Genomic DNA, 14,047 nt, shown 5'->3' with positions numbered 1-14,047 from the left:
GTCGTCGGATCAATAGTCGTAGCGCAAAGAGACCGTGAGCGTCCTCGGCTTCTGCAGGAAGTACTGTGCGAAGCTGCCGACACCGGCCGGCGCGCCGGTGATGCTCTGCACACCCTTGGAGTCGGTCACGTTGGACAGGATGCCCGAGATCGTCCAGTGATCGCTGCTGAAGGAGGTGCCGAGGTCCAGCGTGTCATAGGCATCGGCCGGCTTGTTGCCGCTCAGGTACATGACCCGGTCGCCCACATAGGAATAGGTGCCGAAAGCGCGGCCCGTGCTGTTCATCGGGCCGGCGAAGCGGTAGCCGGCCTGCAGGGCGGCCTGCCACTTGGGCGTGCCTGGCAGGCGCGAGCCGGCCGGCGCGGTCATCGCCCCGCGGCCATTGGGCACCTCGGTGGGCACCTCGGTCTTCGCATCGGTGTAGGCCGCCGACAGCGCGACATCGAAAGCCGACGTGAGCTGGTAGCGCAGCGCCGCTTCCAGGCCCTTGCTCTTGGCATGGCCGACGTTGGCGATGCCGCTTTCCGGCAGGCCGCCATTGGCGGTGGTGAAGTAGGTGAACTGCGCGTCCTTCCAGTCCAGCAGGAAGAGGCTGAGGTCCACCTGCAGGCCCTTGGCCGGATTCAGGCGCAGGCCGGTCTCGTAGTTCCACAGCGAGTCGGACTTGAAGGGCTTGAACGGCGCCGTGCCATTGGTGCCGCCATAGCGGTAGCCCTTGCTGGCACCGGCGTACCACATGCCGCTGTCGCCGAAACGGTATTTGATGCTGGTCTTGGGGGTGAAGCCGCTGTCCGAGGAGTCGGGCGGCGCGATGTCCGCCGGGAAACCGAACTGCGTGCCGGTCTGCACATAGTGGGTGCTGGTGCGGTAGTAGCGGCCGCCGAGGTCGAGGCTCCAACCGCCGCCGAAGGCATATTCGGCATCGGCGAAAAAGGCCGTCTCGCTGCCGCTAGTGTCGGTGCTCAGGTCGACCAGGTCGGTGATGCCGAAGGCAGCCGAAGGATCGATCTGCTTGGCCTGGCTGTTGCCCGAGCTGCGCTGGTAGAACAGGCCGGCGACATAGCTGAGCGGCCCGCCCGGGTTGCTGGCGATGCGCAGTTCCTCCGAGTTGGCCTTGAGCTGGCCTTCGGACGGGCGGGTCACCTGCGGCAGCACCAGGCCGACGCTGGCAAACAGCTCGGTGTCGTCGATCAGGCTCTTGGACTTGCTGCGCCACCAGCCGGTGATCGAGGTCAGCGTGTGCGCGCCCAGGTCCCAGTCGACGGTCAGGCTAGAGAAGTCTGCCGTGACCTTGCGGGCCGAGTTGTTCGGCGAGTTGTGCTCCAGCTTGTTCGGGTCGGGCGAGACGCTGAAGGTGTCGTCCTGCTTGGTTTCCTGCGTGGACACGACCCAGGTGGCGCTGAGCGTGTTCAGCGGCTTCACCGTCGCGAGCACGCGAGCGCCCTTCTGGCGCACCCTGTTGGCATCCTGGGTGTGGGTGCCGAGATTGTCGATGTAGCCCGGGTCCTCGCGGTCCCAGGCGACGACGCGCAGGCCGGCCACATTGGTGGACAGTGGCACATTGATCATGCCGGCGATCGAGGGCGCGCTGCCGCCGCTGGCGACCTTGGCGTAGCTCAGCAGCACGCTGGCGTCGAAGCTGTCGAGCTTGGGTTTGTTGAACAGATAGCGCACCGCGCCGCCCAGCGAGCCGGAGCCGAACAGCGCGCCCTGCGGGCCGCGCAGCACCTCGACTCGGTCGAGGTCGAAGGCATAGGGGTCGGGCACGATGCCCTTGCCCAGCGGCGAGGCCAGGGGCACGTCTTCCATATAGAAGCCGGTCGGCTGCTGCTGCGAGCCACCGCCCTCGTTGCTGGTCTCGGTGCCGATGCCGCGGATCGTGATCGTGTTGCTGGAGATGTCGCCCTTGTTGAACTGCACGCCGGGAGTCAGCTTCAGCGCGTCCTCCTGGTCCTTGGCGCCGATCGCCTCCAGCTGCGCGCCTTGCAGCACGCTGACCGAACCGGCGACATTGCGCTCCGGCTCGACGCGCTTGTTGGCGGTGACGACGACGCGTTCAAGCTGTGCGGCGCCGTCGTCCTTGGCGGCCTGCTGCTGGGCCTGAACGGCCGGGGCGAAAGCCAGGCCCGCGATGGCCAGCGCTTCGACGAGCCGGCTGACGCGCATGGGGGCGAATTTCATCATTCGGTGTGCTCCTGCGAGGGGCCGCCAACGAAGACTGCACGGCGGATGGCTTTCACAATAGATTCACACCTGCGTCCATCCGTGCGGCTTTGGACGGAACATTTAGGAGAAAGGACAAGGCCGGGGAAAGCCCTTAGGCCATCGGCACATCGCGCGGCGCGCTTCGACGAACAGCGCCTCAGCGCTTGGCCGCCAGCTCGACGACAAAGGGCGCACGATGACGCCGGTACTCGCGCGGCGACATGCCGACATGGCGGTGGAAGGCCGCGGTGAAGCTGCTCTGGTGCTCGTAGCCGACCCGCTCGGCCACCTGGGCGATCGTCAGCGCGGCCTCGAGCAGCAGCTGTTGCGCCTCGCGCATGCGGCGGTCCAGGCAGTGGTCGACCATGGTCGTCCCGAAGGCCTCCTTGAACACCGACTTCAGCTTGTTCAGGCTGACGCCGAGGTCCGAGGCCAGATCGCCGAACATCGGCGGGCGCCGGTACTCGCGGTCCAGGCGCTCGCGCGCGGCGCGGGCCACATCCAGATCGCGCTTGCGCGGCAGCAGCACGTTGCGATGGGTCGGGTCCGTCTCGTCCACCTGTATGGCCTCCAGCGCGAAGGCGATCAGCTCGCCCAGCCGGCCGGTCACCTGCATGGTGCGCAGTTCGCCCGGCAAGCGACTGTCCAGCGTGTCGGCGATCAAGGCGGCGATGCGCTGGTCGACCGGGAAGGAGGACAGGCGCACCACATCGCTGGAATGGTGGACCACCTCGCGCACCGCCGGCGGCAACTCGCTCTCCAAGAGGCCGAAGCGCTTGGCAAAGGTCTTGGCGCGGAAATTGGCCACCAGGCCCTGCTGGCGGGAGCCGCCCATCACATCGGCCGTCAGCGTGACGCCCTGCGGCAGGCAGGCCAGCAGCACCTCGGGCCGGTTGAAGACCATGGGCGCAGAGCGGCCGTAGCGGAAGGACACATCGCAGGCCAGCGAGGCGCGCAGCATGATGATGGGCTCCTCGGCCTCGTATGGCCAGCGCACCGGCTGCGGCAGCACGCAATTCAGCACATTGACCATCGCATCGTCGTCCAGCCGGATCAGGTCGGCCGTGCCGCTGCCGGGCTCGGCGAAGATGGTGCGCATGATGTTGCGCGAGATCGACTTGGCCCCGCCGTTGGCGGAGGCGCGCTGCCACTCGGCGTCCCAGTCCAGCGGGTGCGGGGCCGGATTCACCGTATCCCGAGCTCCTGACGCCATGAAGTCCGCCCTCCTAAATTTTGGATTCATGATGCTAATGCAAGGCCGGCGCGAATCACTAAGGTGTGATCCATGGAAAGCACCGAACTCGAATCGCGCGCCCGCTCCCTAATCGACGCCACGCTGGTCTGGGACAACCATGCCTGCATGCCGCTGCGGCCACTGGACCCAGGCTTCCTGCCCCAGCTGGAGCGCCACCGCCGCGCCGGCTTCGACGTGGTGATGCTCAATGTCGGCTTCGGCGATCAGGGCATCGAGGAGCATATGCGCATGGTGGCCGCGCTGCGCCACTGGATCGCCGGGCATCCCGAGCAATATCTGCTGCTGGAGCGCGTGGCCGATGCCGAGGAAGCCCGCCGCAGCGACCGGCTGGCGGTCGGCCTGGACATTGAGGGCGCCAACGCGATCGGCGATCAACTCTCGCTGATCCAGATATACCGGCAGCTCGGCGTCCGCTGGATGGCGATGGCCTACAACCGCAACAACCGCGTCGGCGGCGGCTGCCAGGACGATGAGGATCCGGGCTTGAGCGATTTCGGCCGCGCTGTGGTGCGCGAGATGGAGCGCGTCGGCATGGCCGTCTGCGTCAGCCACACCGGCCACCGCACCGCGCGCGATGTGCTGGGCTACGCCCGCCGCCCGGTGATCTTCTCGCACAGCAACTGCGCGGCGCTGCGCGCGCATCCGCGCAATATCCCGGACGCGCTGATCCGCGACTGCGCTGCCACCGGCGGGCTGGTCGGCATCAACGGCGTGGGCATCTTCCTGGGCGCCAACGACATCGCCAGCGAGACGTATGCGCGGCACATCGACCACGTGGTGCAGCTGGTCGGCCCGCGGCATGTAAACATCGCGCTGGACTATGTGTTCGACCGGCAGGAGCTGGACGAGTACATGGAGAAGATGAAGCACACGTTCCCGGCGGGCCTGGGCTACGAGCTTGGCGGGCGCTTCGTGGCGCCCGAGCAGCTGACGGAGATCGTGGCGACACTGCTGCGCTGGGGTTATGACGAGACCTCGCTGATCGCCATACTCGGCGGCAACATGATGCGGGTGATGAGCGAACTTGAAGAGGGCACGAAGCAATGACTGAAGGACTGGACATCAACACGCTCGCGGAGCGCTTCTGGGACTGGCAGTGCCGCGAGTTCCCGCTGACCGCCTTTATCGCCGGCGTGAAGAACGACGATCCGGCGATGTTCCGTGAGGCGCCCGAGGACCATCGGCGCCGCCATGGCGAGGTGCTGGGCTTCATCGCGCAACTCGATGCGATCGCGCCGCCGGCCACGCCGCGCGAGCGGGCGAATGCCGCCCTGCTGCGCCGCGAGTTGGAGGACTTGCGGGACTTCCATCTGCTCGGTGCGCACCAGCGGCCCTGGCTGCTGCCTGTCGGCCCGGAGTTCAACACGATCTACTTCGCCAATCTGAACAGCCTCGGCGATGCCCGGGCGGCCGCGCTGTATCTGGCCCGGCTGGGCACGTTGGCGCAATTCTTCGAAGACATCGCCCGCAATCTGCGCGATGGCCGGGCGCGCGGCTTCCGCTATCCGAAAGTGGTGCTCACACGGGCCGAGTCGAATATGCGTGCGGTGACGCAGGGGCCGGTCGAGAAGCTGGCGTGGTTCGGCCCCTTCGCACGCAGCGCGGCCGTCTGGCCCCAGGCCGAGGCGGCGAAGACGGTGATCGCCGAGCAGATCGTGCCCGCGCTGAGCCGCTTGGCCGATGTGCTGGGCGACGAGCTGATGCCTGCGGCCCGCGACTCGATCTCCGCCGCCGATGACGTCGACGGCGAGCGCTACTACCGGCGCTGGGTGCAGCATTTCACCAATCTGGACATGGGGCCCGAGGCGCTGCACACGCTGGGTCTCAGCGAGGCCGCGCGAGTCGAGAAACAGATCGAGCAGGTGGCCGCCGATGCCGGCTTCGCCGGTCGGGTCTCCGACTACCGCCGGCATCTGGCCGAGTCGCCGGAGTTCTTCGCCGCCAGCGGCGAGGCGCTGCGCGAGCGCGTGGAGATCACGGCCAAGCGCATCGACCGCCAGATCCCCGGCCATATCGGCCGCGTGCCGCGCATCACCTACGGCGTCGAGAGCATCCCCGAGAGCCTCGCGCCGCGGATGCCACCGGCCTACGCCCAGCCCAGCCCCGGCGACGGCTCGACCGCCGGCATCCTCTGGGTCAGCGGCCTGCCGCAGAAATGCCCGCTCTACATGATTCCCTCGCTGGCCCTGCACGAGGGCTGGCCCGGCCACCTGATGCACCTGGCACTGGTCCAGGAGCTGGACGACGTCCCCGCCTTCTGCCGCTACAACGGCCCGAAGTACGGCGCCAACGTGGAAGGCTGGGCCTTGTATTGCGAAGGCCTGGGCGAGGAGATGGGCCTGTACAAGACGCCGCACGAACATTTCGGGCGGCTGGACATGGAGTTGTGGCGCGCCTTGCGGCTGGTGGTGGATACCGGTATTCACGCCAAGGGCTGGACACGGGAGCAGGCGATCCACGAGCTCGCCACGCGCGTGTCGCTCAGTCTCGACACCATCGAGGCCGAGGTCGATCGCTACATCGCCCTGCCCGCCCAGGCCCTGGCCTATCAGATCGGCAATATTGCTTTCCGCGATTTCCGCGCGCGGGCCGAGGCCCAACTGGGCGAGCGCTTCAGCCTGCGGAACTTTCACGACGAGCTGCTGGGCATAGGCACGGCGACGCTGCCGGTGATCGGCGAGCTGCTGGACGAATGGCTGGCCGAGGAGGCCGCGGCATGAGTGAGATCCAGATCGATCCCGTCTCGGGCGTCGCCTACGCGCTGCACGGCCCGGCCGACGGCGAGCCCTTGATGCTGACGATGCCGCTGATGGCCTCTCAAGAGGCGATCTTCGGCGCCGCGCTGCTGACAATGCTGGATGGCTATCTCTCCCGCCTGACGGACCGCTACCGCGTGCTCCTGGTCGACTACCCGAGCATCGGCGCCAGCCGCGACATCCCGCCCGAGCAGCTGACGGCGGAACGCGTCAGCGCCGACCTGCTGGCCGTGGCCACGGCGGCCGGTTTCGAGCGTTTCAGCTACTGGGGCTATTCCTGGGGCGGCGGCGTCGGCCTGCAGCTGGCCGGCCGCAGCGATCGGCTGAAGGCGCTGGTGATCGGTGGCTGGCCGCCGATCGGTGGCCCTTACAAGGACATCGCCGACGCGGCCGAGCGCAAGCAGCATGATCCTGAAGCCTCATCGATGGTGGTGCTGCGCAGCAAGGCCCAATACACCCAATGGATCCACTACAACCGCAGCGTGCAGCTGCATTGGAACGAGGCCGAGGCGCTCGCCCGCATGCGTGCACTGCCCAAGCTGGTGTTCCACGGCGAGAAAGGCGACCTGGTCGAGGCAGGCATCCCGGTGCCGATCGCCAGCCTGATCCGCAACCACGCGGCCCGGCTGCGCGAACTGGGCTGGGAGCTGCTGGAAGTGCCGGGCGTGGGCCACGAGGCGTGCATCAAGCCCGAGCTGTTCGTGCCCGCGCTGCGGGCCTTCCTAGACCACAGCCTTAAGTCGCAATGAACTCGCGCAACAGCGCCATCGCCTCGGCCGGCTTGTCGCGCCAGATGCCATGGCCGGCGTCGGCGAACTCGGCGAAGCGAACCAGATCTTCCGGCAAGGCGGCGGCGATATCACGCTGGTCCTCGATCGGGGTGATCGGGTCGTCCACACCACCCATCACCAGCACCGGACAGGCAGCGCAGCCCAGGCCCGGCAGCAGGTTCACGCCGGGCAGTTCTTCGCGGTTCCAGTGGTCTAGCAGTTCGGTGTCGAAGGCGGCCGGCGACGGCGCGCTGCGGTCTGGCTGCGGCGTCGTGCTGTACAGCGGCAGGCAGACGCGAAGAAAGGTCTCGAAGCCGGCCGGCGAGGGGTCGGCCCAATAGGCCCGCGCCGCCTCGCGGGCCTCGGCACCGCCACGCCGCTCGAAGGCGGCGAGCTTGCGCTCCAAGCCGAAATTCGGCGAGCAGCTGGACAGGATCACCTTGGCCGGATGGTCTGGATGCCGCGCGATGTAGCGCTGTGCGACCATGCCGCCAAAGCTCTGTCCGAAGACGATGGGCTTGTCTATTTCCAGCGCTTCGCATAGGCGCACGATGTCGTCGGCCCAGGTGTCCAGCGTCCATTCGCTGCTGGGGCGCCGGTCCGAACGGCCATGGCTACGATGGTCGTAGTAGACCAGTTGCGCGTCCTCTGCCAGCGGCGACATGCGCGGCTTCCAGCCACTGTGGTCCATGCCCGGGCCGCCGTGCAGCAGGATGAGCGTGGGGCGCTGGCGCAGGCTGCCGTCGGCAGCGGGGACGAGGCTGGCGCCTTCGATGTCGAAGAACAAGCGCACACCGGGTTCGATCTGGACTCTCATAAGGCCTTTCCGTCTATAGCGCCGGCGTCGCCCGCCGGGTGAAGTAGATGATGTCGATGCCGAGGCCCGGGCTCAGCTGATGGACGGGCAGCTGGCCGTGCAGCGGGTGCGGTGCGACCTGCAGCTCCGCCAGCGCCTCGGGCGGGGCCTGGCGCAGATCCAGCAGAAAGGCCTCATGCCCCAGGGTGGCAAGCCGACCCTCCAGGGAATCGGCCGGCGCGATGCCCACGGCGGGCTGGCATTGGTTGTCGGCCAGCAGATGGCCGATGGTCAGCAGTTCGCCGGAGCCGCAGCGGCGCCGCAGGTGCGCACCCATCATTTCGGGCAGCGCGACGGTGTCCGCGCCAAGCCGTATCGACACCGGCAGCGTGGACGCATGGCCCAGGTGGGAGAACAGCAGCACCCGCTCCTGCTGCCGCAGCAGTTGCTCAACGTTGACGGCCTTGCCGAGATCGCTGGCGGCCACGCTGCCCCAGATGCCCGCCGACCCCTGTGCGGCCGACCAGCCGGGCGGGAACTGGCGCAGGTAGAGCTCGGCCTGGCGCAGGGCGCGGGCCAGCACCGGCGCCGCAGCTTCGACACGCGTGGCCAGCTCGGCAACGCAGGCGCCCAGCGCCTCGCGCTGCGCTCCGTCGAGCGCCGTGTAGCCACGCGGCTCCGGCGACATGCGGTCCACCTCGAACCCGGACCGTAGCGGCTGGACGCGCTCGCGCAGCGCGCCGGCGGCCGGGCCGTCGATGCGGGCCAGGGCCAGCTCCAGCGCATCGGCGAGCGGCGACGTATCGATACCGTGAAAAGACAGTCGATCTCCGGCCGCGCAGCGCTCGTTGAAGGCGCGCATCCAGCGCACGAGCCGGGCCTGCTGCGGAAACACATGCAGGCCCGAGCTGATGCCACGCGCGACCACCTGGTCCGCATCGCCCGGTCCGCCCTGCACGAAGGTATCGATCGCCAGTCCCGAAGACAGGGCCGACTCGAGCGCGATGGCGCGAAAACCGAGCTGCCCGACCAGCCAGGCGAACAGCGCGTTGCGGAACTCGATCGGCTCATGCGCGCCGTGCAGACCCTCGCCCAGCGAGACCAGGCGCGCCGGGCCGATCATGGCCCGCAGCGGGCCGTCTACGGTGTCGAGCGGACCTGCGAGCGGCAGACAGGCGCCAGCCGCCCAGTCGATCAGGTGTCGGTAGGGAGTCGTCATTCAGAGAGCCTCGAAGCGCAGCCGGCTGTCAATGTCGAGATGCATGCCGACAGCGTAGAGGCATACGCCGCCTCGCATTGCGGCAATCGGCACGGCTTCTGAGGCAAGTGGACCGGCGTCGCGCTCCGCCTGCGCGCTTGCTGCCCTGCCCAGCGGGCCGATCGAGGCTTTGCTTGCGGTCAGCGGCCGAGCAGGACCTCGTGATGCCCCGCCCCCGCCGGGATCATCGGAAAACAGCTCTCGGTCGGCGTGACGCGGACATCGAGGAAGAACGGACCATCCGCGTCGAGGCAGCGCGTCAGCGCGGAATCGAGCCCGCGGGGCGCATCGACCCGTTCGGCCCGCCAGCCGAACGCCCGGGCCAGCCGGGCATGCTCTCGTTGTAGGTGGCTGTAGCGCTCTCGGCACCAACGTAGAGATTGACCGTTACGGATAGTTCAGATGCGTCCGGCCAAAGGCCCCACGAACGTCAGCTTTTCGGCGCCTGATCTGAGCTACCCAGCGCCCGCTCCGGGTCGGGAGCGCCAATCCAACGCTTCAAGCAGCAGGCATTCGACAACGACCGCCGCGGGCAGCCCGGCTGAACGACCGCAGCGCCCGCGACACCGGTCGTTGAACCCATGAGCCGGCCAAGTGCGCCGGCGTCCGCTTCTTGCCAGAGAGCGTGAATTCGGTGGCTGATCGTCGATGACGGCATCCGCTGCAAAGCTGCATTCGGTCGGGCTGGGACGGCTTCAGGCTGATCTAAGTCGTTCGCGGCAAGGTGTTCGGATGACAGCGACATCAACAGCTGTCATTGAGCGCGATCGACGCTGACCGGCAGTTCCTCCCTCGGAACCGGTCTCCAGACCGGGGCGCAGGATATGCACACGCCGAACTCATGCTTAGGCGCCGCCGCGGGTGCTACCGCTGTAACGATCATGAGCTGCGATCGGCGGACACTTTGCAAGCAGATCACGAGCCACCTATATAGGCCGGAAGCGCCTCATCCACCACGATGTCCGACGCTGGGATGGGTAGGCTGGAAACGTACTTAAACGGCACAGCCCTATTCACAACCAAGGGGTAGCTGACGCGCATCGCGTCTGGACTCAACTTGCAGAACGCCGCGAGTTTTGCCGGATTGGCTTCAAGCCAGGCCTTTCTGCGCAGATGTTTGTGCAGTAGATCGTCGACGTTGCCTTGGAAGCGTTTGCAGTTCTGAGCGATCTCCGCGATGGTCCTAGAGGCCTTCAGACGCTTGCATTCCATGGCCAAGACCCTGCCGTCTGGGTGCCAAGCTAGGACGTCGACGTCTCCTAGATTCGGGTTCTTGGGGGCACCCAGTTCCGTGAGCTTGCGCTCCGTTCGTGCCTGCCAGCCCAATGCCCTGAGACGCTCCGCGACCGACTCTGAGAAGCGGGCGCCGAGTTCGTCCACACGGCCGCCCAACCATGACCGCATCTCCTTGGATGAAAAGACGTCCTTGTCGAAGGAAGCGCGTTGAATGCTGTCGAGAACGTACGCCAGCGACTCCCGGGCAGTACCTAGGCCGTACGTAAATGTCGAGCCGCGCTCGTCGTGCAGGATGAGAGGTTTCAGGCTGACTGAAAGCCGGCGCTCGAACCTCCAGGGCATCACATCCCTGTAGGCGGATGCGGGAGGGTCCGCCGGCCACGCCTCCCTACGGGGCAAACCGAACGCGGCGAGGAACGCTTGGACATCGGTAATCGAAACGCCACCCTCGCTTGCCGCCTCCTTCAACTCGCTTGGCGTGCAGGTCAGGACAACGCGACCCTCGCGCACGGCGATGTTCTGAAGAGCGCCAGCTATGTATCGGAAGGCGTCAAACGGCAATCCGTACTCAGCCTGCCATGCGGCCAAGAACTTGGCAGACTCGAAGACAAGATCATCCGCCTCCTCTTTGACAGGGGCTTCGGTTCTGACCCAGCGTTCATAGTCGCCCGCCGCGGCGCCGTACGTCTCGCTGAAGGAGTGTGCCATGAACGGGGTGGCGAGCTCCGCCAGCGGCGCAGCCTCCGCCCCGTACGAGCCGTTAGGGGCGATTCGCAGCCCACCGTTGGCGAGTCCAAAGTAGGCGACATCAGAGTTGCGGCCAAGGTCGATGATGTTTGCCATTTGGCCAACCAGGTCATCGACGTCATAGTCGTCAGGCGTACGTTCGACAGTGTCGGGACACTCGCAAGTTGCCGCCTCGATGAGCGCGCGAATCGTTACCTGCAGCTGCGCGCGCTCTTGTTCAGACTCTTGGGCAGTCTGTGTGCCTTCCTCTATGCCGTAGAGAGACAGCACGGCGCGAGCGCTTGTGCGCCATCGCTGCCGCTCTTTGATCAATGACTCGTTGTGGTCTAGGAGTTTCTCGATGGTTCCGACCCGGTTCCACTTCCTGAGCTGGGTTTGGATGACGCTCACGTGGTGTGCGACGCATTCCCCGAATGCTGCGACTGTTCCTGGCATGTCCAGAGCCTTCACCTTGTCCGATGAGGGGCCCCAGGCGAAGGATGTTTGCCGCGCGGCGATGATTCGCTCCGTCGGCGGTGCGTAGGCCGACTTCGGGGCCGTCAGCAGCAACATCTCAACGTCGTGCCAAACCTTGAGCGCGTGAATGACTTTGGCGGATGGCCCGCCGAGGACTTTGAGGGCCAGCTCTTTCCGAGCCTTGTTTGATGAGGGAAGACGTATCTGCACGGCCTCAAACGCTTCCAACACAGCGCTGAGGAACAGGACCTCGCCGTCGTTCTCTGCCCCACCGAAATTTCGAAGAAAACCGGGAGCCGGCTCGACAATCATGACGCTGCTGAACTCGGATGGTCCAGTCTCAATCCCTGTTGGCAGTTCGAGATCTGCCTCCGCGGCCTCCTGGCTGACGACCTCAGCGAAGTCCAGCATGATGCCCGACGGGCTATCTTGCAACGGTGCGATGCCGTTATCCGCCATGAGGCACCTGTGGAGCAGGTACTGGAGCGATTGCCACAGCTCAAAAACCGCATTTCTGGCTGCCTTGTCGTTCGGTGGCCTAGCTGTGATCCAGAGGATGCGATCGCCCACGGGCATGTAGAAGGCAAGCACGTCTTCCTTCATCAGGTCGAGGCTGACGTACGCGGGAATGGATCGTAATGAGGGATAGGACGCGTTGGCGTTGGCCCGGACCACGATCGTCATCTGGCCGCCGGGCAAGGGGACAACGTGCTCATCCTCCGCTTGGCGCCGAGCCTGGCGGTAAGAACGTACGTAGTCGAGTTCGATCTGTGCGTGGCTTGGCTGGTCGTGACGCAGAGGTGGGACGCGCAAGTAGAAATGCTGCTTTACCCAGAAGTGATAGAGATTGAGCAGCCCGTTGAAGTTCATCAGGGAGCTTCCGGTCCGCTCCATTGAGTCCAGCTGGCTCAACAGGGCAAACAGCCGATCCTGCGGTGAGTCCGAGTCGTGCAGCAGGATTGCAATGTCGCCAAGCGACGTTCCCATGGCGGTCCAGCCATCTCGCGCAGGAATCTCTGGCATCCGTGTCATCTCGCCGAGCAGAGCGCCCACGACGATAGTGTGTCCAGCTGAGAACTCATGTTGCGTGTCGGCGTATGCGCGGACCGCGTCAGCGTGCTCCGCCAGTTCCGGCGCTGGAGGCAGAGGAACATTCAGGCCAAACGAATCGACCTCATCTGTGCTGCTGGCAACCAGCATGTAGTGCAGGAAGTGACGTTTGGCGATGCCTAGAACGATGCTGAAGCAACGGCCCTTGATCCCCTGCAGGCTCTTCGGCAGCGGAAGAAACTGAGGGCCATGCCGGCTGCCATGGCGAACCAGCCCGGCCAGTTCAGCGCGCGCCTCTCGGAAAACCGTGCCACTGAGCGTTTCAGACAGGCCATGTTCCTTGGCCAGCCGCAGCATGAAACGACGGATCGCATAAGACACTGCGCTCGGAACGGTGAGGATGTGCTGGTCGCCGATGCAGAGGACGGGATACAGGAGGTGCTGCGTTTCCTCGTCGGTTTCATCGAGAAGCCCTGCGCGGGCTATGTCGTTGAGCAGGAACGGCTGTAGATGCTCGACCGCAATGCCTTCCTCAAGCAAACCGGCCGCTGAGAACGTTACACGTTGCGCCAGGGCAGGCGCCTCCAGACAGCCGCGCAGTTGAACCTCCCGCCTGGATGGCGCATGCTCAAACTCCCACCGCTGGAGTCCTGAACGGCGAACCACGGCGTCGGACAAGCGCAGCAGTGCTATGGCTGGGTCAAGGAACGCGCGGCTGACATCGTCGGGGGCACTTCCCAACGCTCTGAAGAGCAGCTCAAGCGCGTGGTCTTGCTCCTCCCACAGCCCGCGGAAAATTCGGAAGCCGCCGTGGTGGGTCGACACATTCAAGACGAAGACGTCTTCCGGTGGATCCTCCAGATGCTTCACATCTGCTGCGCCGAGCTGGCGGTTCAGCCATGTGTCGAAATTCTTGAGCGTCGGCTTCTTCTTGCCCTTGCAGGCACCGAGAGCCAGCTGGGAGAGAAGTTCCAGCCGCAAGGCGAACGGCTGAAACTTGGGGATGGTCATCAGCCCCGAGGTCGCGGCCACAGTGGACGCCAGGTCGTACTCGACGAGTACCTTCTTGAGCAGCTCTACCGTCTTGCCGCCCATCCGGTTGGGTGCAAGATCTCGAAAGTCCGGGAAATCGCTCGGCGCGTACTTCACCCCTTGAAGTGGCGTGGTCATTCGATATCGAGCAGGTTGCACCAAGTTCGCTTGCCGCCTGCCTTAAGCATGGTGAACACCACTCGCGGTCTGTCTTGCTTGGCGAGATGGCGAACGCGCCAATAACGTTGCCTTTGAGCGTTCCACGTCCATATCCGCACTACGTCGCGCGGCCTCCCTAGCGGTTGCCTCTTTAGTTGCGAACGATGCTATTGGTTCGACTAGACGGTGTCCACCGATGCGGCATCGTCGTTTTCGATAGGCGCGTGGTGGTAACCAAGCGACGGGAGAATTCGGCGAATACGGTACGAACAGACTCACGATGTGGGAGGTCGCCTTGTGACCGAAACCAGACCTTGTATCTACGAC

At 65.7% G+C, this 14,047-nt stretch carries 9 protein-coding genes; 3 read left to right on the top strand and 6 right to left on the bottom strand.

Annotation, left to right across the window (positions count from 1 at the left end; genetic code table 11):
* Positions 1–9: 9 nt before the first annotated feature.
* Both QM732_RS07845 and QM732_RS07840 read right to left on the bottom strand, forming a co-directional pair.
* Positions 10–2,184, bottom strand: coding sequence for a TonB-dependent receptor (locus QM732_RS07845; RefSeq protein WP_415655612.1), 2,175 nt, complete (start codon positions 2,182–2,184; stop codon positions 10–12).
* A gap of 178 nt (positions 2,185–2,362) precedes the next feature.
* Complete coding sequence (locus QM732_RS07840; protein WP_415655611.1) at positions 2,363–3,394, bottom strand: helix-turn-helix transcriptional regulator; 1,032 nt, start codon at positions 3,392–3,394, stop codon at positions 2,363–2,365.
* 96 nt (positions 3,395–3,490) lie between these two features.
* Here QM732_RS07840 and QM732_RS07835 point away from each other — a divergent pair, with 96 nt between their 5' ends.
* The 3 genes from QM732_RS07835 to QM732_RS07825 are packed head-to-tail and all read left to right on the top strand — an operon-like array spanning position 3,491 to position 6,965.
* Complete coding sequence (locus QM732_RS07835; RefSeq protein WP_415655610.1) at positions 3,491–4,507, top strand: dipeptidase; 1,017 nt, start codon at positions 3,491–3,493, stop codon at positions 4,505–4,507.
* Positions 4,504–6,180, top strand: coding sequence for a DUF885 domain-containing protein (locus QM732_RS07830; protein ID WP_415655609.1), 1,677 nt, complete (start codon positions 4,504–4,506; stop codon positions 6,178–6,180). The genes QM732_RS07835 and QM732_RS07830 overlap by 4 nt, the downstream gene beginning before the upstream one ends.
* Positions 6,177–6,965, top strand: a complete 789-nt coding sequence (locus QM732_RS07825; protein WP_415655608.1) for an alpha/beta fold hydrolase — start codon at positions 6,177–6,179, stop codon at positions 6,963–6,965. The genes QM732_RS07830 and QM732_RS07825 overlap by 4 nt, the downstream gene beginning before the upstream one ends.
* On the opposite strand, the gene QM732_RS07820 is transcribed toward QM732_RS07825, so the two are convergent.
* The 4 genes from QM732_RS07820 to QM732_RS07805 all read right to left on the bottom strand — a co-directional run bounded on the left by QM732_RS07820 (position 6,952) and on the right by QM732_RS07805 (position 13,699).
* Positions 6,952–7,803, bottom strand: a complete 852-nt coding sequence (locus QM732_RS07820; RefSeq protein ID WP_415655607.1) for an alpha/beta fold hydrolase — start codon at positions 7,801–7,803, stop codon at positions 6,952–6,954. The genes QM732_RS07825 and QM732_RS07820 overlap by 14 nt on opposite strands.
* A gap of 13 nt (positions 7,804–7,816) precedes the next feature.
* The gene (locus QM732_RS07815) at positions 7,817–9,001 is read right to left on the bottom strand and encodes an erythromycin esterase family protein (RefSeq protein ID WP_415655606.1); all 1,185 of its coding nucleotides are present in this window, start codon (positions 8,999–9,001) and stop codon (positions 7,817–7,819) included.
* Positions 9,002–9,180: 179 nt separating this feature from the next.
* Positions 9,181–9,435, bottom strand: coding sequence for a thiamine pyrophosphate-dependent enzyme (locus tag QM732_RS07810; RefSeq protein ID WP_415659350.1), 255 nt, complete (start codon positions 9,433–9,435; stop codon positions 9,181–9,183).
* Positions 9,436–9,955: 520 nt separating this feature from the next.
* On the bottom strand, positions 9,956–13,699 hold the full coding sequence (locus QM732_RS07805) for a hypothetical protein (RefSeq protein WP_415655605.1): 3,744 nt from the start codon (positions 13,697–13,699) through the stop codon (positions 9,956–9,958).
* Between the last annotated feature and the right edge of the window lie 348 nt (positions 13,700–14,047).

Origin of the sequence: Roseateles sp., from assembly GCF_047654805.1 — a bacterium.
GTDB lineage: Bacteria > Pseudomonadota > Gammaproteobacteria > Burkholderiales > Burkholderiaceae_C > Pelomonas.
This window is presented reverse-complemented; position numbering and strand designations above follow the sequence as displayed.

Bases quoted from the DNA above. Each gene is read 5' to 3' on its own strand.
- QM732_RS07820 (WP_415655607.1), bottom strand. From the start codon at position 7,803: ATGAGAGTCCAGATCGAACCCGGTGTGCGCTTGTTCTTCGACATCGAA.
- QM732_RS07830 (WP_415655609.1), top strand. From the start codon at position 4,504: ATGACTGAAGGACTGGACATCAACACGCTCGCGGAGCGCTTCTGGGAC.
- QM732_RS07835 (WP_415655610.1), top strand. From the start codon at position 3,491: ATGGAAAGCACCGAACTCGAATCGCGCGCCCGCTCCCTAATCGACGCC.
- QM732_RS07845 (WP_415655612.1), bottom strand. From the start codon at position 2,184: ATGATGAAATTCGCCCCCATGCGCGTCAGCCGGCTCGTCGAAGCGCTG.
- QM732_RS07815 (WP_415655606.1), bottom strand. From the start codon at position 9,001: ATGACGACTCCCTACCGACACCTGATCGACTGGGCGGCTGGCGCCTGT.
- QM732_RS07825 (WP_415655608.1), top strand. From the start codon at position 6,177: ATGAGTGAGATCCAGATCGATCCCGTCTCGGGCGTCGCCTACGCGCTG.
- QM732_RS07805 (WP_415655605.1), bottom strand. From the start codon at position 13,699: ATGACCACGCCACTTCAAGGGGTGAAGTACGCGCCGAGCGATTTCCCG.